The organism is Pseudanabaena sp. PCC 7367, from assembly GCF_000317065.1.
In the GTDB taxonomy this organism is placed as follows: domain Bacteria; phylum Cyanobacteriota; class Cyanobacteriia; order Pseudanabaenales; family Pseudanabaenaceae; genus Thalassoporum; species Thalassoporum mexicanum.
Map to the genome: position 1 here is coordinate 268,969 of NC_019690.1, position 20,407 is coordinate 289,375.

Genomic DNA, 20,407 nt, shown 5'->3' on the forward strand with positions numbered 1-20,407 from the left:
CAGTACGCTTAGTAATAGCTTTATATATTGAAACAAGATTTTAAACTTTTTCGTTAATTCAGGAGATATAGCATAATGCTGCCAACAGCTTCACGCTTAGGTATCAGTCAAATTGAGGAAACTCCCGCCCTTGAATGGTGGCCAGGTCAATCCGACGAGCAAGCCGATAATATTATTCGCGCTGCCTATCGCCAGGTGTTAGGCAATGCCTATGTAATGCAAAGCGAGCGGCTTACCTCGGTCGAATCCAGGTTCAAGCGGAATGAATTGACTGTTCGGGAACTGGTGCGGGAAATCGCCAAATCCGATCTCTACAAGACTCGCTTCTTTGATAGTTGCGATCGCCTGCGGGGGATTGAATTAAACTTCCGCCATCTGCTCGGCCGCACCCCATTGGATTACGATGAGCTCAAAATGCACTGCTCGATCTATGACAATGAAGGATATGAGGCTGATATTGATTCCTACATCGATAGCGAAGAATATCAAGAAGCCTTTGGTGACAACATTGTGCCCTATATCCGTGGCTATAAGACTGAAGCTTGTCAGAGCATCAGACAATTCTCGCAATTGTTCCAAATGGTGCGCGGCGCAGCTAGCTATAGTCTCAAGAGTGATTTTGGCGACAAGGCTCCTAAGCTCAATGCCTTGACCATCACCAGAACCCCAGCCACAGTAATTAACCCTTCACCAGCCACCACTGGTGGAGCCTTCTCCAATCCGCCAGAAAATGCCAGAGTTAACCTGGCTCCTGGGGCAAGCGTCAAGAGCAAAACCTATCGCCTGGAGGTAACTGGTTTCTGTAAGATTTCTAGATTTGCCCGCTCCAACCAGGTGTATTATGTCCCCTTCGATCGCCTGCTGTCTGAATATCAACGGATTCACAAGCAAGGTGGCTCGATCGCCAGCGTTACCCCCGTATAACCCCCGTATACCCCCTGTATAACCGTTAGGCTTAAGCGCAACTAGCAGCTATTACTAATGCTTGACTAATGCTTAGGAATACTTAGGAGCAGGATTCTATCTTGCTTCTAGGTGTGATTAGCCGTAAGTATCTGCAAGTATCTGGGGTTATCTATTTAATCGTGTTTTTCATATTCACTAATTTCATATTCACTAAACAGTTTTAATCGCTTGATCGAACTCATTCGTTAAAGTTGTTTATATTATTTTCATTTTCATTTTTTTTATTTACTGAGGTTTTTAAGATGGCACTTTGGCTCGAAAGCAAACCAGTTAGATTGACTAACATTACCGATAAGCTGAACAACATCAACAGCGAAGATGAATTGCAAGTAGTAATTCGGGCGGCCTACCGTCAGGTGCTTGGCAATGCCCATGTGATGGATAGCCAGAGACTTACTGAAGCTGAATCACAACTGCGTGATGGCAGGACTAGCGTGGCTGATTTTGTCCGCGCGATCGGTCAATCCGAGTTATATCGCACCATGTTCTTTGAGAATTCTTCTGCCTATCGGTTTGTGGAGCTGAACTTCAAGCATTTTCTTGGTCGGGCTCCCCAAAACCAGACCGAGGTGGCCGAGCACATGGCAACCTACCACACCAAAGGCTATGAGGCGGAGATTGATTCCTATATTGACAGCGATGAATATAAAGAGGCATTTGGTGATGACACCGTGCCCTATATTCGTGGCAACGCTTCTCAGCCGGGGATCTCGAATGTCAGCTTCAATCGCACCTTTGCGATCGCACGGGGTGATGCCTCCAGCGACATTAGCAATGTTGCCAAGCTGATCCGCGATATTGCTGGGAATATTCCCACCAAAATTGTGCCCCCCGCTCAAAGTCTCAGCGGTACAGGCAATCGTGCCAAGCGCTATCGTCTGACGGTGGCTGGCGCTCAGGCTGGCCCACGGGTGACCCGCGTTAGCCGCACTAAAGTGTTTGAAGTCAGCTATGATCAGCTTTCCCGCCGCTTGCAGGATATCCAAAAATCCGGTGGTCAGGTGGTCAGTATTAATGAAGTTAGTTAAAATCGATTGATTGAATTTAATTGAATTTGATTGAATTTAACTAAAAACTGGCGAGCAGATCAGACGGCTGTTATTTGGGTTATGGATCTTCGCCGACCTGGCTGAGATCCTTTTTACTTTATATACTTTAGTATTCTTTGGATTCTGGACGGGGCAGAATGATGGTTCCAACCTGATTTCTATCCCCCAAGGAGCAAGCAATAGTTGATGCTAGGCACCGGAATAGATGGATATTAAGGAGTTCGTGGCGCAATCAATCGGGCAATGGCGATCGCAGCGGAGCGCTCATCATCTGGCGTTTGGTCATTTTGAGGCGATTCGATCGGAAATTGCGATCGAGGTAGTGGCCGATCATGATCCGGCGGTGATTGAGTTATGCAAAGCCCATGACATCGATCCTGGTTCGGCCGTTGCGCCCTTTCGGATGAGATGGGAAGGCCAGTCCGATTGGGATGAAGAAGAAGAGGTAAAAGGAACCTGCATTCTGGTGCCAGTTCCCGACCCAGGCCAAGCCAATCGCGGTAAACTGTTGCGCGATCGTGGTTATGCCGAAACTATGGCCGCCGCTGGCGATTATTATCTCACTGCCGATGGCACGTTTGTGCTTACCACTGCCTACGATCGGGCTGCCGCCGAGGAGAAAATCTGGTTCATTAATCCCAATGTGCGCTGCCGCGTATCTTTGATTAAAACTAGTGCTGGCTCTGGGGTGGTAACGGCTTCGTTTTCCTCGGAAATTCGCCAAGAGATTCGTCAAGAAATCCGCCAAGCTAGCTAATCTATCTATTAATTAAGCTAAGCTAACCAGCGCCAATATCCCTCCATATCCCTGATCATGCTCAATGCTGATATGACCGATCTTCCTAACCCAACTACTAATCCTGGTGATTTAGTTACCTTGGCGCAGTGGCTGGCGGGGGATTTTAGCAATTATCAGCAAGCAGCGGCCAATCCAATTAATTATGCCCATATTCGGGTGTTCTTTCGACCATTGCCGCCCGGCTTTTTCCCTGGGATTGGCTTCTATTCCGAGCAGGTCTATGATTATGATCTGTGGACTCCCTATCGCCAGGGGATACATCAATTGGTTGACCAGGGCGATCGCATTTATATTGAGAATTATGGCCTCACCGATCCAATGCTCTATGCTGGTTCGGCGCGGGATTTGAACATTCTCAACACCATTACCCCAGCAGCAATCAATCGCCGTGATCATTGCGCTATGGTCTTTCGGCGCGAGGGCGATCGCTTTATTGGCGCAGTGGAAGGAAAGGAATGCTTGATTCCTAAGAATGGCCGCCAGACTTACTTAGATAGCTATGTGGAAATCACGGCCAATACCTGGGTCAGTCTCGATCGGGGTCTGGATGTGAATACCCATGAACAGGTGTGGGGCTCTGAACATGGCCCATTGCAGTTTGAGAAACGCGAGAGTTTTGCCGATGAAATCCCAATTATCAAACAAGATTCCTAAGCTGGCTCCATCAACCGCAGCCAAAATGTTGCCGCCAGAAGCCCAAAAGAAAATTAAAGGTTGGATTCGCAGTCGTCATTTAATCTGTTCCGGTAGTTTCTTTGTGTTTGAGACCGTGGACTATGGCGCGGTCGATCGCTTCGTTATTTGCGTGGAGGCGTTGGGCGGGGCGGTGATTTGCGTAGATCCGATCGATAAAATCTGGATGGGCGATCATCGCCAGGTGATGCTCTATCAGGCCAGGGCAAGCTTGCATACTCCCCACCATGACCTGAAGCAATATTGGATTAAGTATGGCAGTTTTCGCACCCGGTTCGATCGCCAGCCTTGAGATTGACCGATCATCCCGATCACTCTGGACAGGACAGATAACTGCCTGAACTCCTAAATCCAGCAATCCAGAGATCAAGCATAAATCACCCCAACCACGATTGGTCTTTTTTTAGCATAGAGTCAATGCTAGGAATAGACTAAAATCAATGGTTTAAAACTTAATTTAAACTTAATTAAGCCAAATCAATTTAAATTAATAACTTTTGCTTCAAATAACTTTATTTAACTTCAAGAAGCAACTAGTGGCATTGATTAGTATTTATACTTAGAACTAATAATAAGCAGGATTTAATTAGCATGGCCAGTACTTTCGTTAATCCAGTTGTGAATCCCGATGCCGATCTGGGCATCAATTCATTTGTGCAAACCGATCCAATTCGAGTTTGGCCAACCTCCAGCAGTGAAGAACTAGCAGTGGCGATTCGCGCCATCTATCGGCAGGTGCTTGGTAATGCCCATGTAATGGATAGTGAGCGCCAAATTACTCTAGAATCGCAATTCAAACAGGGCGATCTGAGCGTGCGGGAATTTGTGCGGCGGCTGGCCAAGTCAGAACTATATCAATCCCGGTTCTTTGCTAATTGCTATCGCTATCGAGCGATCGAATTGAACTTTAAACACCTGCTGGGTCGGGCTCCCAATAACTTTGATGAAATGCGTGCCCACAGCGATATTCTAGATCGGGGCGGATTTGAAGCAGAAATTGATGCCTATGTCGATAGTGATGAATACCAAGCAGCCTTTGGCGATGACGTGGTGCCCTTTTATCGTGGCTATCGCACCCAGACTGGTCATCCCCTAATGGGTTTCAAGAATATGTTTGAATTGCTGCGCAGTGCTTCTAGTAGTGATAAGAACATTGCCACTAATAATAAGGCAAAGCTGACCCAAACGCTGATTCGCAGTGCTAACCTGGCGAAGCCGCAGAGCGATGGGGTAAGCGGAATTCTGGCGGATGTATTCAAACCCAAATCAGCGATCGCCCAACGGCAATCCTATGCCAGTTCAAGCACCTATGGCTATGGTTCCTTTGGCAGCGCCCAAAACTTGTCACAAACATTCCAGGAACAGGCAAAGCAAATCAGCCAATTACAAAATCAACTGACCGAATTGCGCCCCTTTGCTTCCCTAGGAGCAGGCATAGCCAGAAGCGGTTGGCAGCCCAGCGCCGGCGGCGGGGCGATCGACTCGGATCTTTCGATCGCGCAGCAAGTGGCAGCCCAGAAAGACCAGATTGCCAGACTAACCGAACAGATCGCCGACACCAGAAGGTATGCGGAAATTGGGTTTGCCAGAGCGAATAAATGGCAACGGCGTTTTTAAATCTTCTTAAACCTTGATCAATCTCTTGTAAACCTCTTGTAAGCCACTTGTAAACAGCTATTAAATCGAATTCGGAGAATTATTATGTCAATCCCGCTCTTAGAATACACCACCAAGTCAGAGAATCATCGTGTGGATGGTTTTGAAGTACCTGGGGAAGAGCAACCCAATCGCTATAAGGCTGGCCAGGGGGGTATAGCAACTGATGTGGATATCTCGATTTCCACTGCCTATCGACAGATTTGGAATGAGCAACAAATGTTGAGCCACTATCGCCAACGTTTCCTAGAATCGCAACTGCGCTCTGGCCAAATTACCGTTAAGGACTTTATTCGTGGCCTGCTGCTATCGGCATCGTTCCGTAATCTGGTCTTTGATACCAATAATAACTATCGGTTTGCAGAAATCTGCGTACAGCGGGTGCTGGGTCGGAATGTGTATAGCGATCGTGAAAAAATCGCCTGGTCGATCGTGCTGGCTACCTCTGGCTTGAATGGGTTTGTGGATGCGCTTTTGGCCAGTGATGAATATAACGATAACTTCGGCGATCACACTGTGCCCTACCAACGCCGCCGCATTTTGCCCCAACACGATCGGGGTGAAACCACCTTTAACCACATGGCTCGCTATGGCACCGACTACCGCGATAAGCTACCCAAGTCTTCCTATGGTGGTCGGGGTGGTGCGCGCTTGAGCTATACCCGCTGGGAATGGCAGCGCAATCTACCCAAGGAATTGCAACAGACCTGGATCGCCTTGTTCTATTTTGGGCTTGCATTCATTGTGCTGATGTTTGGCGTGACGGTGTTGGGCTACTAGTTAGTTAGGTAATCTAATAATCTAATCTGGCTGAGAATTGCTTAATTAACCAAACTGCTTATTTTCTTGTTTCTAGTGGTCAGTTGATTAGTTCAATTGATCGGTTATGCCCTGAGCGCTACTTCAATCGTGGCGATCGGGGTATTTTACTTGGGGCTGAGGGGCAATTACTGTTACGTTTAGTGGGTTTTCCTTGATCAAGAGAAAGAAGGCTAGCAAAAAGCTCGCCGCCTAGTTCGGTTTAGTTATTCCCACAAAAACCCTAAATCCAACTCAAACCCAGGCAATACGTCTTCACCAGATAGACTTTGCGGCATCTCTAATAATTCTTTCTCTTGACCCAAAGATTGACCAGGGCGATAGATTTCTACTTGCTTGGCTTCGGGGTTAATCAACCAGCCCAACTGCGCCCCATTCTCGATATATTCAATCATCTTGGCTTGCACCAGCTTTAAATTATCGCTCCACGATACGAGTTCCATCACAAAATCAGGGCAGAGAGGTGCAAAACTCTCGCGTTCTTCTTTGCTCAGAGCATCCCAGCGATCGTTGCGAATCCAACTTAAATCAGGCGATCGGATCGCGCCATTGGGCAGAGTAAACCCAGCCGATCCATCAAACCCATGACCTAATTTGGCTTGGCGATTCCATATCCCCAGGCTACCGATCAACTGTGCATTTTGCATACCTTTCGTGCCACCGGAAAGAGGATTAATAACTAATTCACCCTGGGCACTGCGCTCAAAAAGAACTTCAGGATTATTAGCACAAAGACGATAGAATGCATCATCATCAAGGTCTAGCACTGATTCCAGATTGAGGATATAAGTGTACATGATTGCCCCGGTGGTAAGGGATTATGTGTCTATTCTAAACGTATTTAACTTAAATGCTAAACTGAGAGGCAATCGCCCAGCTAACCAAAAGCCATGACTAACCCAGCGCTTACGCAAATTTTTGAATTATCCATCGCCGAAAAACTGCAACTCGTAGAAGACCTGTGGGATAGCATCGCTGAATCCCCAGAGCAGGTGCCGGTGCGCGATTGGCAAAAGGAAGAATTAGCCAAGCGTAAAGCTAACTATCTGCAAAATCCTGATTCTGGTAGTTCTTGGGAAGAAGTAAAACAGCGCATTCATTATGACGCTTAGAAACCTAATTGTTCTACCAGAAGCCGAACATGACTTAGGCCAAGCTTATAGCTGGTACGAAAACCAAGAGATCGGTCTAGGACGAGAGTTTCTTCGATGCGTAGATGCCTGTATGCAATTGCTCCAGCGCAACCCAGAAATTCATCAAGTCATATATGAAAGCTAGCGCAGGGCAATAGTTCGACGCTTTCCTTACGTTATTTTCTATGAATACTCAGGCATTGATATTATAGTCTACGCAGTTTTTCACTGTTCACAAAATCCTAAGAAATGGCAAACTCGGCTACCCTAACAGTAACCGAGCTATGAGAGCTTTAAATTCAATACTAAGCCAAACCAACCAACTGCTTACTACATTCCCACATCTTCTCACCCTTATCATAATCACTCGCCTGGGGCGACACATCCTGGATAAACGCTTCACGCCCTTCCGCTTGGCGATTGCCCCAACTCCAGTAAGCACCGGACTTGCGGAACTCAGGATCAGCCACCACTGCCGCAACCCGCTCGCCTGCCAATTCCTCCGAAACAAACCCACCGGTAATATAACGCTGGAACAAGGGGAATAGGAACTGGAACAACTTATAGTGATTGCGAAACAGAGCCGTAGTCGCTACGCACCCAGGATAGAGCGAAGTAAAGGTAATGCCAGTATTGTAATGATAGCGGCGATGGAGTTCGCGCATGGTCAGGATATTACAGACCTTACTTTCCTTGTAAGCCCGCACTGGCTCAAACTCTTTGCCATTCGCCATCGTAATCGGCTCCTTGAAACCAGCCTCAAACCCTTCGAGATCGCCCAGGTCTGGCCTTGGTGGAATCTTACCACCCAGTTCATCGGGGTTGTGCGTCACCGTGCCCAAAATCACCATGCGCGGATCGCCCGTAGTAGATTTCTGCAAGTCCTCGATCATCAGGTTGCATAGCAAAAAGTGCCCCAGATGATTAGTAGCCATGCTCAATTCATAGCCATCTTCGCTAAACTTGGGCTTTTTCTGCAACGGCGTGTAGATCGCCGCATTACAGACCAGCGCATCCAGAGGTCTGCCGCTTTCACGGAATTTTTGTACAAAGCTACGCACGCTACTCAGCGAGGAGGTATCGATCTCCATTACTTGATAGCTGTCTTCCGGAATGCCATAATCCTTGGCCACCGCGATCGCTTTTTCGAGGTTACGGCAAGCGCCAATCACATTCCAATCACCTCGCTCCGCCAGGGCTTTGGCGGCAAATAAACCCACGCCCGAAGACGTGCCGGTGATGATCACGGTTTTCTTCGATTGCCCTATCATTCTATGCCAACTCCCTTGATCATTACTAAGTATCTATACAACTTAATAGATAATCGCATAAGCGGTAGCAGCTATAGCGCGATTGTTAAGGGTTTGTCATGTTTTGGTATTTTCTGGCGATTCTGCTTCGGGTTTATTATTACGCACAGATCTACGCTTTTTGGATGATTTATTAACCAATACTACAGATCCCTAAGCTATCTTGGGTAAACTGAAAATGCTAAAAGTTTAAGTAAATAGATTGCTGCAGGTGCACGTTGACGGATGACTGAATTACTCAAACTAGCGATCGCCCAGCTCGAACAATTGCCACCCGAACAGCAAGATGCGATCGCGGCACGGTTATTGGCGGCAGTACATGATCAAGAACAATGGGAAACCCATCTTTTTTCGACGACGGAAGAGTGGTGGAATCAGATCGCGGCAATGGCATATCAAGAGGAGCCCAGATCTGAGATCGAATCCTTAGAGCAGGTTGCCCCATCCCAGCCATAGAGGGCTGAGCTCAACATTAAGTAACCATCTGGGGTTCGGGGAATCGCTCCACCTGAATCCGATCGATCGCATCATACATCTGGGCAATGTCATAGGCAAGTTGCATTCTTAACCAATGTTCCGGTGTAGTGCCAAATGCCTTCGATACCCGGATCGCCATTTCCGGTGACAGCGAAGTGCGACCATTAATCACCCGCGAAAGGGTTTGCCGCGTCACCCCCAGCTTAGTTGCAGCCTCGCCAATGTTCAGGCCAGTGGATTCGATCGCATGTTTAATAATTTTGCCTGGATGGGCTGGTTGATTAATCCAAAGGCGCAGCAAGTGGAAATCTATTACCCCAATTCAAAGTCAGGCCAGGATGCTCAGCCAGAAAAGGAACTATTAGAATCACCTAAAACCTTGTCTGGTGAGGATTTGTTGCCAGGGTTTGAGTTGGATTTAGGGTTTATGTGGGAATGAGTTAAATGGTTGTTTAGCGATCGTTTAAGCTAAATGTCCCTATAATAGGCAGATAAATCCTTGCTCTAGCTATGAGGCCACCATGACTGCCCATACCCTCAATCTGGAATCGGTAATTGACCTTAGTAATGAACAGTTCTATCAACTCTGTCGCCGTAATCCTGACCTGCGGTTCGAGCGCAGCGCCAATGGAGATTTAATCATTATGTCCCCCACTGGATATGAAACCAGTAGACGCAATTTCAGCTTAATTGGTAAATTTGCTGCTTGGGTTGAGCAAAATGACTTGGGCTATGGATTTGACTCTAATGGCGGGTTTATTTTACCAAATGGTGCAATTCGCTCTCCAGATTTGAGTTGGGTGCGCAAGGAACGCTTAGATGCTTTAAACATGGAAACAGAAGATCAATTTCTACCGATTTGCCCTGATTTTGTAGTGGAGTTGATGTCTAAAAGCGATCGCCTTTCTGTAACTCAGGCGAAGCTGATTGAGTATATCGAAAACGGGGCGCAGTTGGGCTGGTTAATTAATCCAAAGGCGCAGCAGGTAGAAGTCTATCACCCCAATTCAAAGTCAGGCCAGGACGCTCAGCCAGAAAAGGAACTATTAGAATCGCCTAAAACCTTGTCTGGTGAGGATTTGTTGCCAGGGTTTGAGTTGGATTTAGGGTTTATGTGGGAATGAGTTAAATGGTTGTTTAGCGATCGTTTAAGCTAAATGTCCCTATAATAGGGGGATAAATCCTTACCCTAACCTTGAGGCCATCATGACTGCCCATACCCTCAATCTGGAATCGGTCATAGAATTAAGCGATGAACAGTTCTATATGCTTTGTCGCCGTAATCCTGACCTGCGGTTTGAGCGCAGCGCCCAAGGAGATTTAATTATTATGTCCCCCACTGGCATTGAAACAAGTGAGCGTAATTTTGGTTTATATCTAGATCTGGGCATCTGGAATCGTAAAACCAAGCTAGGTCACTGCTTTGATTCTAATGGTGGGTATACTTTGCCGAATGGGGCAATTCGCGCCCCTGATATGAGTTGGATTCGTAACGATCGCTATGAATCCCTCAGTAAAGCCGATCGGACTAAGTTTGCGCCGATCTGCCCTGATTTTGTGGTGGAGTTGATGTCACCTAATGATGAATTGAAAGTTGTGCAGGCGAAGATGATTGAGTATATCGAGAATGGAGCACAGCTTGGCTGGTTGATTAATCCGAAGGCGCAGCAGGTAGAAATCTATCGCCCCATTTCAAAGTCAGGTCAGGATGCTCAGCCAGAAAAAGAATTATTGGAATCGCCTAAAACCTTGTCTGGTGAAGATGTATTGCCAGGGTTTGAGTTAGATTTAGGGTTTATGTGGGAATGAGTTAAGCGGCTATTTAGCGATCGCCAAACACTTCATCTTCCTGACCGATCCACCATTCGCCCAGGTTCATCATATCCTGGTAAATATCTGCAAGCCGTTCGGCATATTCTGTCTCAGGCAGGGTGTCTTTGATTTCTTGCAGTTTGAGTAAGCGCATTTGTACCAGCAACCAGGGCTTGCTAATGCCGTTGTTGGCTGTGATATATTCGCCTAGTTCGGAGCTATCCATAGAATGATTATTGCTTGCTTAGCTAATGGTGATGAGTCGATTGTAGCTAAGCTTTAGCCAAAATCTATCTATCTAAGGCGGTTAATTTGTTGGCTTTTCTTTTTATTTATTCAATTCAATTCAATTATGCCCACATTCTAATTAACCATAAACCGCGATCGCCTCCACCTGATTGGGTGATTCTCTAACTTAGCGATCTTGACTATTTTCTCTTGCTAGCGATCGCCCAATTCCTGGTATCCTGACATAGCAACCTTTGAGCCCCCATATAAGCCCCCATATAAGTTACAGTAAGTGTCCCAGCATGTCAGACTCCCAAGCCAATCCAGAGACCATTAGCAACGCCGTTGCCAAGCTCTACAACACCTATCCGTTCCCACCGGAACCACTCCTGGATAAACCACCCCCAGGCTATAACTGGCGTTGGCATTGGCAAACTGCCTATAACTTTTGTGCCAATCGCAAACCCAGCAGCGATCAGGTACGAATCCTGGATGCGGGTTGTGGTACGGGTGTGGGCACTGAATACCTGGTGCATTTGAACCCGGAAGCAGCGGTAACGGGCATTGACCTGAGCGCAGGAGCTTTGCAAGTAGCAAAAGAACGCTGCGAGAAGTCGGGCGCGACCAGAGTGGAATTCAAGCACCTTAGTTTGTTTGATGCGGCGCAACTAGAGGGTGAATTTAGTTTAATCAACTGCGTCGGCGTGTTGCACCATACCCCCGATCCCCAGCGCGGCATTCAAGCCCTGGCGGATAAGCTGGCTCCTGGCGGGATTATGCATATTTTTGTGTATGGTGAATTAGGTCGCTGGGAGATTAGCTTAATGCAGGAAGCAATTTCGATTCTGCAGGCAGACAAACGCGGTGATTATACTGATGGTGTGGCGATCGGTCGCAGCATCTTCGCCGCCTTACCAGAAGACAATCGCCTCAAAAAACGCGAACAGGAACGCTGGTCATGGGAAAATCAACGGGATGGCTACTTCGCAGATATGTATGTGCATCCCCAGGAGATTGACTACAACGTAAACACGGTATTTGAGTTGATCGATGCCTCTGGTCTGGAGTTTGTGGGCTTTTCTAATCCCCAGGTGTGGCAATTGGATCACTTAATTGGCCAAGCGCCAGAGTTGATCGAAAGGGCAAAGAATCTGAGCGATCGCCAGCGTTACCGCTTAATCGAGCTACTCGACCCCAGTGCGATTACCCATTATGAATTCTTTTTAGCAAAGCCACCTTTTCAAAAGGAAGACTGGTCAGATGATCAGAAATTATTAGCAGCGATCGCAGCACCAAGCCCTTGCACCCAGGGTTGGCGTGATAGTGCTAGTTTCTTTAATTATGATTACCAGATTGTGAAGCTAGAAGATGCGGCCTGGCAGTTCCTCAAGGCTTGCGATCGGCATGAATCTAAATCAGTGGCGGAAGTCATAGCACAGACTGAGGCGAGCTTAGGCGATGTGCGATCGCTCCAGGCACAGCAGGTCATTTTGCTTACACCAAAGTCTTAATCATGGTTGCCTCACGATTACACCGGAGCTTAAGGAATAAATTCTTTTATATTATCGCTTATATTATCGCTTAGAGCTAAAAACAAACAGCTACCGCTCATAATCCACTTAAGGAAAAATCGGTAGCTGCAAATTGTAGGGTTAATAGCGCTAAAACGCCATTTATTTAGGTCGAGTAATCAAGCAAAACTTGACTCTAGCGACTCTAGGTCAAAGCATTGATTGCATAATCAATGTAAGCATTGGTATCAGTAGCTGCGTCACCGCTCAAACCATGATTGGCTTTAACATGCTTGAGGGCTTCGATATACCAGCTAGGAGATAGTTCAAAGGTACGGTTGATTTCAGTCAAACCACCGATGAGGTAATCATCCATTGGGCCAGTACCACCAACGATCAAGCAGTAGGTGACCATGCGGACGTAATAGCCAATATCACGTACACACTTGTCTTTACCACGTTGAGTAGAAGCGTAGTTAGCGCCTTCCATCGAAGTGGTGTAAGGAAACTTGTTGTAAACAGCAGCGGCAGCACCTTCAGCCAAACGCTGAGCGTTGGAAGAAAGGCTCTTAGCAGCGTCTAGACCAAAGGCAGCTTGACGGAAACGACCGTAAGCAATTTGCATTTCGGTGGAGCTAATGAAGCGACCTTGGGAGTCGGCGGCGGAAACGGCTTCAGTTAAAGGGGTTTTCATGATCTAAAGATTTCTCTCTGTATACTTAACGATTTGTTTATAGATAAGGAGCGAGCTAAATATGCAGCACAGCGGATTATTAACCTGAATAATCTAATTAATCTAATTAATAATTCAGACGCTAGGAATGCCAAGCATATCGGTTGCTCTAAAAATACTTAGAATTAATTACTTAGAATCATCTAAGCGATGGCACTAAGCTACAGCAGCAGCGGCGCGATCGAAGTAGCCACCAACTTCAGACATTAGGTTGCTGCAATCACCACGGGTAATACCATTAGGATCATTAGCGATCGCAATCGCGGCATCCTTCATCTTGCCCACACCGACGGCTACGGAAGCACCAGGAGTACCCAGGGCTAGGTAGGTTTCACGAAGACCATTCAAGCAGCGATCATCTAATACGCTGGCATCACCGGCGAAGATTGCATAGGTGACATAGCGCAAGATGATTTCCATATCGCGCAAGCAAGCAGCCATACGACGGTTGGTGTATGCATTACCACCAGGAGCGATTAGCTGAGGTTGCTCATCAAACAAAGCACGAGCAGCATTAGCAACGATCGCAGAAGAGTTGCTGGTGATCCGGTTTACAGTATCCAAGCGCTTGTTGCCTTCAGCAACCATGGAACTTAGGGCATCGATTTGAGAAGCACTTAGGTAAGCACCTCTGGTATCGGCTTCGGCGACGACCTTGGCAAACGCGTCAAACATAAATGGAATCTCCTAATTTTCTTAGCGTAAAAGTGTAAATTGAATACGAGCCACACTTAATCCAGAACGCACGATCCGTAAATCAAGAATATTCTGGGAGTGGATTTAAATAGCACTTTATTCAAACCTTGAGATCAAGTAATTCAATAAAGTACCTTAAGAATTTAACTAGCTAGCTAAATCTAATAATTCAAGTTGACTGAGCAAATATTGAGTAAACACTGAGCAACTAGAAATATTCGATTGCACTAGCACTTTTTCAAAAAGCTGTTGGTTAAATACGTTAACCTCTCTTCAATTTTTATCCTATAACGAGCGCTTTGTTGATCGATTGTTTACAAACAGTAACAAAATCACGCAACACTTCGTTACCTTTATAGGTAGTTCATGGATATTGACTGGTTTTAGCCATTTGTAAGGATTAACAGGCCAGTTTAGCTTAATGTTCCGTTACAAATAATCGATCGACCAAATCTAACCATTAAGCTTGGATTTGGCTGGGTTTTGATGCGGTTAATTCCAGTTGATGGGTGCGATCGTTGCCGCCCGCAAATGTGAGAAAATGGCGCTTAGCCTTAAATAGAGCATATAGATAATAGAGACTATAAATAAGAGACTATAAAGATAAAAAGATAAGAAGTTATGACTAATACTCCCAACCTGCAATCTGCTGATTCAGCCACAATTGAAGAACTAACCGAAATCATTGGTGAACTAGAACAATACCGGCAGCGATTGGTTGCTGACACCATGAAAATGGCACAAAAGGCCAAGATCACTAAAAAGCAAACCATGGCAAACCTGGAACCCAGTCTGGCGCAAATTGATGCCAACCTGGAAGCACTGCGCCAACGCCTGGAAACCGCTAGCAGTGGTAATTAGGATTAATGGGCTAATTAGCATAAGAACTGGTGATGAGTAACTCAACTAATTCAACTAATTCAACTAATTCAACTAATTCGATCGATGCCGCTGATCCCACTAACCTAACGGCGATCCACAGCGCTAATGATGAGCTGGTGACGCGGGTGAATGACCAAATTTCAATGGGCACCTTCGACGACACGAATGCGGCGGTGATGCAGCAATTGGTCGAAGGACTGGGCGACACGCGCGGACTGATGCGATTGCGGTTTGCAGAAACCCTGGGTGATACGGGTGAAGCCGCGACACCTTATTTGTTAACCGCGCTGAGCAGCCATGAGAATGTGGTGGTGCGACGAGCCGCAGCCAAAACCCTGACCCTGATCGCCGATCCCACTGCGGTGCCAACTTTGATTCATTCGTTTCTCAATGATGAAGATACGGTCGTAAAAGGTTCTTCGGCGGGGGCTCTGGCCAGAACCGGTGAAGCTTCGGTGCCAGCCCTGTTGGAAATTCTGGCCGATCAGAGCATTCCCCAAGAGACCAAAGGACATGCGGCCTGGGCATTGGCTTTCATTGGCTCCGAGGCCACGGCATATTTATATCAAGCGCTGGATTCGGCTTCGTTGGATGTGCGCTGTGCGGTGATTGGCGCGATCGGCAAGGTGGCGCAGGAGCAAGCAGACGAGAAATCCTGTAGCTTATTAGTTGCTGCACTCACCGATCCCGAACCATTGATTCGCACCGAGGCAGCAGCGGTTTTGGGTCAAATTAATTATCCCCCAGCAGTGTCAAATTTAATTCTGGCACTGAATGATAGCGATTTGGATGTGCGCAAGGCGGCGATCAATTCCTTGGGCAAAATTGGCGATCAAGCAGCATTGGCACCACTCAAGCCATTGTTGGCAGATGAAGAGAATGTAATTCGGGTTTTGGCCAAAGTAGCGATCGCCCAACTGGAACGCCAGGAAGACAGCGATTGGTAGTTTTTGGCAAAAATGTCTAAATGTCTAAATGGTTAAATGGTCATGCCAGCCAACTATCGACCCCAGGCAACTGATACCAGTCCGATTACCGATCAGTTTGAATTTGCGCTGTTGCGACAACGCACCAATAGCGATCGCTTAAAGATGAGTGCAGGGCTGACCCAGTCGATTCGCCAGCTATGTTTGGCGGGATGGCAGCAGAACCAACCTCATTGGTCTAAAGCTCAACTGGCTCAAAAACTAGCCCAGGCTTTTTTAGGTGATGATGTCCCAGGTGGCTTCGTGCCTCAAGGAAATGCCATGAGTTGGATTCAAGACTCGATTACTCTGGCCTTGCAATTACAGGAAATTTTAACGACATTGGCAATTCCCCACTACATCACTAACGGAATTGCCGCTTCTGCCTATGGCGAACCCCGGAGTACCCGTGATCTGGATGTGGTAATTTCCATTTCCCTAACTGAACTAGATCTACTGGTAGAGCGCTTAAAATCAGCAGGTTTCTATGTGCCAGGGATAGAGGATGTACGGAATGGCACTATGCATAGTGTGGGAAGCGGCACAATTTAAGATTTATCATTTACGGACAGAAAGCCCTGATAATCCTGATAATCCTGATAAAAAGGAAAGTAAGGATGATATCGAGCTATTCAGCGGTTATGAACTACTAACAACTAGTAAATTATTACCCAATTGCGATCTAAAGCTGCTGGCCAGTTATGTGAAGCCAGATCAGCAGTTCGAGGCGGTGCTTGCTTACCAAGAGCAGTTGCGATCGGCTTAATTATTATTTTGCTTTAATTGAAAGCCAGCCTTGCCTATGGTCAATGTTGTCGATCGCCGATCCGAAATTCACTGTAAACCGTTAAGATCAGAAAGCTCGATGTAATTAATCAAGCAGTTTTAGTTAAATATTTAACCATAAGGAATCCTATGCCAGGCTTGCTCTCCCACGTTGACCCCGATGGTTTGCTCGAATATTCAGTGGTATTTAGCGATCGCTCCGTTAACCACATGTCCCAGCAGTTCCAGGGCGTGATGAAAGACATTTCTGCTACGCTCAAGCAGGTATATGCTGCTCAGGCGGTGGCGATCGTGCCCGGTGGTGGCACCTTCGGCATGGAGGCAGTAGCGCGGCAGTTCGCAACGGGCAAAAAATGCCTGGTGATTCGCAATGGTTGGTTTAGTTTCCGCTGGACGCAGATTTTGGAAACTGGCAAAATCCCGGCAGCAGCGATCGTGTTGAAGGCACAAACGATCGAGGAAGCAGAGCAGCCCGCCTTTGCCCCGGCAGCGATCGATGCGGTCATCGCCACCATCAAAACTGAAAAGCCAGATGTAGTATTCGCACCCCACGTAGAGACTTCCGCTGGCATCATTCTGCCCAATGATTATATCCAGGCAGTGGCAGAAGCTGTTCACGCCGTAGGTGGTTTGTTGGTGCTCGATTGCGTGGCCTCTGGCGCGATCTGGGTGAATATGGCACGGCTGGGTGTAGATGTATTAATATCTGCGCCGCAAAAGGGCTGGAGCGGTACTCCCTGCGCTGGATTGGTGATGCTGAGTGAATTGGCCAGCCAACGAATCGAAACGACAGAGAGCAGCAGCTTCGCCTGCGATTTAAAGAAGTGGTTGCAAATTATGCATGCCTATGAGAATGGCGGCCATGCCTACCATGCCACGATGCCCACCGATGGCCTTAAGTTTTTGGATGGGGTGATGGCGGAAACGGCAGCATTTGGGTTTGAACAGGCACACAGCAAACAACAGGAACTAGGCGATCGGGTGCGGCAACTGTTGGCCAGCAAGGGCTTCAAGAGTGTGGCGGCGGCGGGATATCTGGCTCCTAGTGTGGTGGTCAGCTATTGCCAAGATTCAGGCATCACGAAGCAGTTTATGGCGGCAGGGGTACAGGTGGCGGCAGGCGTTCCGCTCCGATGTGATGAACCAGAGAGCTTCCAAACCTTTCGGATTGGCTTGTTTGGTCTGGATAAGCTGAAGGCTGTCGATCGCACCGTGGCGAACTTAGCAGCGGCGCTGGAGAAGATTGTTTAATCAATTTGATTTTGATTATTTACGCCAGCAGGGGTTAAATCTAAGCGCAGAGCTAGCTAGAGCGATGACAGAAGCAGGGTTGGTATAATGGGCGCAGTTAAAAAAGGTAAAGGTAAAAGGTGGTTACTGTGGATGCGATCAGCGATGCCTTTTTAAAGGACACTCTGTCAGCACTCTGTCAGTAGTTTGTCAGCATTCTGTCAGTAGTTTGGATAAAGTGAATGATTCAAGTTCCTGATTTATGCTGCTCAATTGCTGTTACGCCCTCATTTTCCAGCATTTGCCCCCGATCGACCGTGGCATAAACTAAATAGCGATCGCCACATTTCATCGCTTGCTGCACCGTACATTCTAAATAGGACAAGGCTTGCTCCAACACAAGACAGCCATTCTCGCCGATGTTCGTGGGGAGGCTGGCAAAGGGATTATCACCAAGGGTACTATGGCGTGAGAAATAGCGACGCACATTACGACCTTCCTTAAGGATATTCAAGATAAATTTATCGCCAGGATCGTCAATCAAATCAGCATTTTGATCATCGGCAATCGCAACCACTAGGCCAGGTGGATTGAAACTAGCCTGGGAAACAGAAGAGGTTAGAATCCCCCGGTGGCTCTCGTCATCACGGGTAGTCAGTACACAAAGAGAACCAATAATCCGGCTGACTGCCTGGGCAGTACGATTATGCTTGGGTCGGGCGACCACCAAACGGGGCGATCGGAGCTTTTTATTTTCCTTCAGGGTTTGGGCGAACTGGCTACCAGCTGCTTGGCATTCTTGTAAAACTGACTCGGTAGGACTAAATTTCACCCGGATCGGCTGGAACCCAAACCGATAATTGGCATCGCGCAGTTTGCCTTCCAACAGGTCGATCGCCTCGCCACTCCAGCCATAGGAACCGAACACTCCTGCCAGTTTAGTTTTCGCCGCTGCCGACAGGACGATTCCCAGTGCCGTTTGGATCTGGGTTGGAGCATGGCCGCCTAGGGTCGGAGAACCGATCATAAAACCATCACAGGCTTCTACCGCCTGCATAATTTCGGTGGGCTCCGCTGATTCACAATTGATCGTATTCACCTGGACACCGCTGGCAACCAAGCCTTCGGCGATCGCGTTGGCTAAAACTGCGGTATTCCCATAGGCAGAAGCATAGAGTAGAGCCACACTCAACTCTTGGGATTGCTGTTGGTCACACCATTGACGGTAATCATAGACAAACCGACTCAGACTGTAGCGCACCACCGGGCCATGGCCTGGAGCATAGATCTTGGCGGGTAAATTGCCGAGTTTCTCTAGGGCGGTTTCTACCTGTTTGGCCTGAGGAGCATGGAGGCAGTCAAAATAATACCGGCGATCCCGATCGAGCGCTTTCCAGTCTTGATCAAACACGGCCTCATTACAAATATGAGCGCCAAACAACTTATCGGTATAGAGAATCTGGGTGGCTGGATCGTATGTACATAGACCATCAGGCCAGCGGGGCGTAGGAACAGTCACAAAAACTAACGGATGCGATTGCCCAAAATCAAGGGTGAGGGTGGAACGTACCGTTTGAATATTCGGTGTCCAGGCCAGAAACGTAGCCTTCAGGAAATTTTCTCCAGGTCGAGAGCAGATGATCGTTGCCTGGGGTGCTTTTTGCATTAATACCTGGAGCGTGACTGCCCGATTGGGATTGACATGGCTGAGAATCACATAATCTAGGGTTCTGAGATCTAGATGTTGTTGCAATTCTGCCAGGTAAATGTCGGTAAAAGACTCCCCTGGTGGATCAATCAAGATTTGCCGATCGCCACGCAGCAGATAAGAATTAGCAGTCGTTCCCTGCTGGCGGGAATATTCAACCTCAAACTTGAGGCGATCCCAAGTGCGCGATCGTAAAATCAGCGTGTTTGGCGCAATTTCCGCTACTTGTACATCTCTAGGACGTGTGGAAACTGTTTGAGTCGAGGACATAATCACATAACCTCATCTGGTAGGTCAAAAAATATCAAAATAGATCGAGATAGCAAGGCCACAGGATCACTAGATCACTAGATCAGTGATGGTTATTGGCAGAAACAGGTTTCTGGTGCACTTGTTCTCGGTAACGTTGGGCAATTTTCTTCTCTGGATCGATGCCCTCAAAGGTAGGTGGCAACCATACCCTTACTAATAAAAGAAGGCTGAGCACCACCAAGAAGGCGCAGGCTGCCAATACTTGCGTCCAGCTCGTTTCCAACACACCTCTAACGATCACTTCGCGCAACACAGACACAATCGAGACTTCCACCGCCACCCCGATCGAAATCCGCTGCTCTTGCAGATAAATAATCAAGAGGCGGAATAATTCCACCAAAATCAGCAAAAACAGAATATCGGCGGTCACACTGTGAAAATCGATCGGCGGCAGCAAGGACATAAACATATCCCTTACTTCGAGCACCATGAAGCTGAACAGACCGATACAGAGAGAAATCACAATCAAATCTTGGATGAATTCCAAACTTCGTACCACCCGGCCAAGATTGAGTTCGTAAGCAGAGATGGATGAATCGCTAAGCGAATTGCCAGTAGATTTATGCATAGCAGGAAAAATACCCTGAGTTTAGGGAATGAGATATAAATTAATTTGCTTGTAAAAGCTGATGAAAGAAACCA

At 47.3% G+C, this 20,407-nt stretch carries 26 protein-coding genes; 18 read left to right on the top strand and 8 right to left on the bottom strand.

Going from position 1 to position 20,407, the window contains the following annotated elements; translation table 11 throughout:
- Positions 1-75: 75 nt before the first annotated feature.
- The 7 genes from PSE7367_RS19535 (at position 76) to PSE7367_RS19565 (ending at position 5,943) form a co-directional block, all read left to right on the top strand.
- On the top strand, positions 76-924 hold the full coding sequence (locus tag PSE7367_RS19535) for a phycobilisome linker polypeptide (protein WP_015146281.1): 849 nt from the start codon (positions 76-78) through the stop codon (positions 922-924).
- A 284-nt stretch (positions 925-1,208) separates the two neighbouring features.
- Positions 1,209-1,994 carry a phycobilisome rod-core linker polypeptide gene (locus tag PSE7367_RS19540; protein WP_015146282.1) on the top strand — a complete coding sequence of 262 codons (786 nt, stop codon included), beginning with the start codon at positions 1,209-1,211 and terminating at the stop codon, positions 1,992-1,994.
- 226 nt (positions 1,995-2,220) lie between these two features.
- Positions 2,221-2,772 (top strand): phycobiliprotein lyase, encoded by a 552-nt coding sequence (locus PSE7367_RS19545; protein WP_015146283.1) that lies wholly within the window; start codon positions 2,221-2,223, stop codon positions 2,770-2,772.
- Positions 2,773-2,844: 72 nt separating this feature from the next.
- Positions 2,845-3,468 (top strand): chromophore lyase CpcT/CpeT, encoded by a 624-nt coding sequence (locus PSE7367_RS19550; RefSeq protein ID WP_041700298.1) that lies wholly within the window; start codon positions 2,845-2,847, stop codon positions 3,466-3,468.
- Entirely contained in the window at positions 3,437-3,799 is a 363-nt protein-coding gene (locus PSE7367_RS19555) for a hypothetical protein (protein ID WP_015146285.1), read from the top strand. Before PSE7367_RS19550 ends, PSE7367_RS19555 begins: the two co-directional genes overlap by 32 nt.
- A 299-nt stretch (positions 3,800-4,098) precedes the next feature.
- Positions 4,099-5,124 carry a phycobilisome rod-core linker polypeptide gene (locus PSE7367_RS19560; RefSeq protein ID WP_015146286.1) on the top strand — a complete coding sequence of 342 codons (1,026 nt, stop codon included), beginning with the start codon at positions 4,099-4,101 and terminating at the stop codon, positions 5,122-5,124.
- An 84-nt stretch (positions 5,125-5,208) separates the two neighbouring features.
- Complete coding sequence (locus tag PSE7367_RS19565) at positions 5,209-5,943, top strand: phycobilisome rod-core linker polypeptide (RefSeq protein WP_015146287.1); 735 nt, start codon at positions 5,209-5,211, stop codon at positions 5,941-5,943.
- 245 nt (positions 5,944-6,188) lie between these two features.
- Here PSE7367_RS19565 and PSE7367_RS19570 read toward each other — a convergent pair whose 3' ends face one another.
- Complete coding sequence (locus PSE7367_RS19570) at positions 6,189-6,779, bottom strand: Uma2 family endonuclease (RefSeq protein WP_015146288.1); 591 nt, start codon at positions 6,777-6,779, stop codon at positions 6,189-6,191.
- Between the two features lie 93 nt (positions 6,780-6,872).
- Between PSE7367_RS19570 and PSE7367_RS19575 the strand changes: the two genes are divergently transcribed.
- Positions 6,873-7,094 carry an addiction module protein gene (locus tag PSE7367_RS19575; protein WP_015146289.1) on the top strand — a complete coding sequence of 74 codons (222 nt, stop codon included), beginning with the start codon at positions 6,873-6,875 and terminating at the stop codon, positions 7,092-7,094.
- A 326-nt stretch (positions 7,095-7,420) separates the two neighbouring features.
- Here PSE7367_RS19575 and PSE7367_RS19580 read toward each other — a convergent pair whose 3' ends face one another.
- Positions 7,421-8,386: a protochlorophyllide reductase gene (locus tag PSE7367_RS19580; protein ID WP_015146290.1), complete on the bottom strand. Its 966-nt coding sequence runs from the start codon at positions 8,384-8,386 to the stop codon at positions 7,421-7,423.
- 264 nt (positions 8,387-8,650) lie between these two features.
- Here PSE7367_RS19580 and PSE7367_RS19585 point away from each other — a divergent pair, with 264 nt between their 5' ends.
- A complete protein-coding gene (locus tag PSE7367_RS19585) occupies positions 8,651-8,881 on the top strand; it encodes a hypothetical protein (RefSeq protein ID WP_015146291.1) in 231 nt (76 codons plus the stop codon).
- A gap of 16 nt (positions 8,882-8,897) precedes the next feature.
- Here the strand turns inward: PSE7367_RS19585 and PSE7367_RS19590 are convergent, their stop codons facing one another.
- Positions 8,898-9,203 carry a HigA family addiction module antitoxin gene (locus PSE7367_RS19590; RefSeq protein ID WP_015146292.1) on the bottom strand — a complete coding sequence of 102 codons (306 nt, stop codon included), beginning with the start codon at positions 9,201-9,203 and terminating at the stop codon, positions 8,898-8,900.
- Here PSE7367_RS19590 and PSE7367_RS22285 point away from each other — a divergent pair, their 5' ends adjacent.
- The 3 genes from PSE7367_RS22285 (at position 9,204) to PSE7367_RS19605 (ending at position 10,711) form a co-directional block, all read left to right on the top strand.
- Positions 9,204-9,341, top strand: a complete 138-nt coding sequence (locus PSE7367_RS22285; protein WP_413773417.1) for a hypothetical protein — start codon at positions 9,204-9,206, stop codon at positions 9,339-9,341.
- An 82-nt stretch (positions 9,342-9,423) separates the two neighbouring features.
- Positions 9,424-10,026: a Uma2 family endonuclease gene (locus PSE7367_RS19600; protein ID WP_015146293.1), complete on the top strand. Its 603-nt coding sequence runs from the start codon at positions 9,424-9,426 to the stop codon at positions 10,024-10,026.
- Positions 10,027-10,108: 82 nt separating this feature from the next.
- Positions 10,109-10,711 (top strand): Uma2 family endonuclease, encoded by a 603-nt coding sequence (locus PSE7367_RS19605; RefSeq protein ID WP_015146294.1) that lies wholly within the window; start codon positions 10,109-10,111, stop codon positions 10,709-10,711.
- Between the two features lie 13 nt (positions 10,712-10,724).
- Here PSE7367_RS19605 and PSE7367_RS19610 read toward each other — a convergent pair whose 3' ends face one another.
- A complete protein-coding gene (locus tag PSE7367_RS19610) occupies positions 10,725-10,940 on the bottom strand; it encodes a hypothetical protein (protein WP_015146295.1) in 216 nt (71 codons plus the stop codon).
- Positions 10,941-11,244: 304 nt separating this feature from the next.
- Here PSE7367_RS19610 and PSE7367_RS19615 point away from each other — a divergent pair, with 304 nt between their 5' ends.
- The gene (locus PSE7367_RS19615) at positions 11,245-12,453 is read left to right on the top strand and encodes a class I SAM-dependent methyltransferase (protein WP_015146296.1); all 1,209 of its coding nucleotides are present in this window, start codon (positions 11,245-11,247) and stop codon (positions 12,451-12,453) included.
- Positions 12,454-12,658: 205 nt separating this feature from the next.
- Here the strand turns inward: PSE7367_RS19615 and cpcA are convergent, their stop codons facing one another.
- Both cpcA and PSE7367_RS19625 read right to left on the bottom strand, forming a co-directional pair.
- A complete protein-coding gene (gene cpcA / locus PSE7367_RS19620) occupies positions 12,659-13,147 on the bottom strand; it encodes a phycocyanin subunit alpha (RefSeq protein WP_015146297.1) in 489 nt (162 codons plus the stop codon).
- Between the two features lie 195 nt (positions 13,148-13,342).
- Complete coding sequence (locus PSE7367_RS19625; protein ID WP_015146298.1) at positions 13,343-13,861, bottom strand: phycocyanin subunit beta; 519 nt, start codon at positions 13,859-13,861, stop codon at positions 13,343-13,345.
- A gap of 642 nt (positions 13,862-14,503) precedes the next feature.
- Between PSE7367_RS19625 and PSE7367_RS19630 the strand changes: the two genes are divergently transcribed.
- The 5 genes from PSE7367_RS19630 (at position 14,504) to PSE7367_RS19650 (ending at position 17,766) form a co-directional block, all read left to right on the top strand.
- The gene (locus tag PSE7367_RS19630; protein ID WP_015146299.1) at positions 14,504-14,743 is read left to right on the top strand and encodes a hypothetical protein; all 240 of its coding nucleotides are present in this window, start codon (positions 14,504-14,506) and stop codon (positions 14,741-14,743) included.
- 32 nt (positions 14,744-14,775) lie between these two features.
- Positions 14,776-15,711, top strand: coding sequence for a HEAT repeat domain-containing protein (locus PSE7367_RS19635; protein ID WP_015146300.1), 936 nt, complete (start codon positions 14,776-14,778; stop codon positions 15,709-15,711).
- A gap of 42 nt (positions 15,712-15,753) precedes the next feature.
- Entirely contained in the window at positions 15,754-16,281 is a 528-nt protein-coding gene (locus PSE7367_RS19640; protein ID WP_015146301.1) for a hypothetical protein, read from the top strand.
- Complete coding sequence (locus PSE7367_RS19645; protein WP_156800577.1) at positions 16,244-16,495, top strand: hypothetical protein; 252 nt, start codon at positions 16,244-16,246, stop codon at positions 16,493-16,495. The genes PSE7367_RS19640 and PSE7367_RS19645 overlap by 38 nt, the downstream gene beginning before the upstream one ends.
- A gap of 149 nt (positions 16,496-16,644) precedes the next feature.
- Positions 16,645-17,766: an aminotransferase class V-fold PLP-dependent enzyme gene (locus PSE7367_RS19650; RefSeq protein WP_015146302.1), complete on the top strand. Its 1,122-nt coding sequence runs from the start codon at positions 16,645-16,647 to the stop codon at positions 17,764-17,766.
- Positions 17,767-17,992: 226 nt separating this feature from the next.
- Here the strand turns inward: PSE7367_RS19650 and PSE7367_RS19655 are convergent, their stop codons facing one another.
- Positions 17,993-19,723 carry an FprA family A-type flavoprotein gene (locus PSE7367_RS19655; protein WP_015146303.1) on the bottom strand — a complete coding sequence of 577 codons (1,731 nt, stop codon included), beginning with the start codon at positions 19,721-19,723 and terminating at the stop codon, positions 17,993-17,995.
- 82 nt (positions 19,724-19,805) lie between these two features.
- Positions 19,806-20,333, bottom strand: coding sequence for a phosphate-starvation-inducible PsiE family protein (locus PSE7367_RS19660; protein ID WP_015146304.1), 528 nt, complete (start codon positions 20,331-20,333; stop codon positions 19,806-19,808).
- Positions 20,334-20,407 lie beyond the last annotated feature (74 nt).

Bases quoted from the DNA above. Each gene is read 5' to 3' on its own strand.
- PSE7367_RS19535 (WP_015146281.1), top strand. From the start codon at position 76: ATGCTGCCAACAGCTTCACGCTTAGGTATCAGTCAAATTGAGGAAACT.
- PSE7367_RS19540 (WP_015146282.1), top strand. From the start codon at position 1,209: ATGGCACTTTGGCTCGAAAGCAAACCAGTTAGATTGACTAACATTACC.
- PSE7367_RS19545 (WP_015146283.1), top strand. From the start codon at position 2,221: ATGGATATTAAGGAGTTCGTGGCGCAATCAATCGGGCAATGGCGATCG.
- PSE7367_RS19550 (WP_041700298.1), top strand. From the start codon at position 2,845: ATGACCGATCTTCCTAACCCAACTACTAATCCTGGTGATTTAGTTACC.
- PSE7367_RS19555 (WP_015146285.1), top strand. From the start codon at position 3,437: ATGAAATCCCAATTATCAAACAAGATTCCTAAGCTGGCTCCATCAACC.
- PSE7367_RS19560 (WP_015146286.1), top strand. From the start codon at position 4,099: ATGGCCAGTACTTTCGTTAATCCAGTTGTGAATCCCGATGCCGATCTG.
- PSE7367_RS19565 (WP_015146287.1), top strand. From the start codon at position 5,209: ATGTCAATCCCGCTCTTAGAATACACCACCAAGTCAGAGAATCATCGT.
- PSE7367_RS19570 (WP_015146288.1), bottom strand. From the start codon at position 6,779: ATGTACACTTATATCCTCAATCTGGAATCAGTGCTAGACCTTGATGAT.
- PSE7367_RS19575 (WP_015146289.1), top strand. From the start codon at position 6,873: ATGACTAACCCAGCGCTTACGCAAATTTTTGAATTATCCATCGCCGAA.
- PSE7367_RS19580 (WP_015146290.1), bottom strand. From the start codon at position 8,386: ATGATAGGGCAATCGAAGAAAACCGTGATCATCACCGGCACGTCTTCG.
- PSE7367_RS19585 (WP_015146291.1), top strand. From the start codon at position 8,651: ATGACTGAATTACTCAAACTAGCGATCGCCCAGCTCGAACAATTGCCA.
- PSE7367_RS19600 (WP_015146293.1), top strand. From the start codon at position 9,424: ATGACTGCCCATACCCTCAATCTGGAATCGGTAATTGACCTTAGTAAT.
- PSE7367_RS19605 (WP_015146294.1), top strand. From the start codon at position 10,109: ATGACTGCCCATACCCTCAATCTGGAATCGGTCATAGAATTAAGCGAT.
- PSE7367_RS19610 (WP_015146295.1), bottom strand. From the start codon at position 10,940: ATGGATAGCTCCGAACTAGGCGAATATATCACAGCCAACAACGGCATT.
- PSE7367_RS19615 (WP_015146296.1), top strand. From the start codon at position 11,245: ATGTCAGACTCCCAAGCCAATCCAGAGACCATTAGCAACGCCGTTGCC.
- cpcA (WP_015146297.1), bottom strand. From the start codon at position 13,147: ATGAAAACCCCTTTAACTGAAGCCGTTTCCGCCGCCGACTCCCAAGGT.
- PSE7367_RS19625 (WP_015146298.1), bottom strand. From the start codon at position 13,861: ATGTTTGACGCGTTTGCCAAGGTCGTCGCCGAAGCCGATACCAGAGGT.
- PSE7367_RS19630 (WP_015146299.1), top strand. From the start codon at position 14,504: ATGACTAATACTCCCAACCTGCAATCTGCTGATTCAGCCACAATTGAA.
- PSE7367_RS19635 (WP_015146300.1), top strand. From the start codon at position 14,776: ATGAGTAACTCAACTAATTCAACTAATTCAACTAATTCAACTAATTCG.
- PSE7367_RS19640 (WP_015146301.1), top strand. From the start codon at position 15,754: ATGCCAGCCAACTATCGACCCCAGGCAACTGATACCAGTCCGATTACC.
- PSE7367_RS19645 (WP_156800577.1), top strand. From the start codon at position 16,244: ATGGCACTATGCATAGTGTGGGAAGCGGCACAATTTAAGATTTATCAT.
- PSE7367_RS19650 (WP_015146302.1), top strand. From the start codon at position 16,645: ATGCCAGGCTTGCTCTCCCACGTTGACCCCGATGGTTTGCTCGAATAT.
- PSE7367_RS19655 (WP_015146303.1), bottom strand. From the start codon at position 19,723: ATGTCCTCGACTCAAACAGTTTCCACACGTCCTAGAGATGTACAAGTA.
- PSE7367_RS19660 (WP_015146304.1), bottom strand. From the start codon at position 20,333: ATGCATAAATCTACTGGCAATTCGCTTAGCGATTCATCCATCTCTGCT.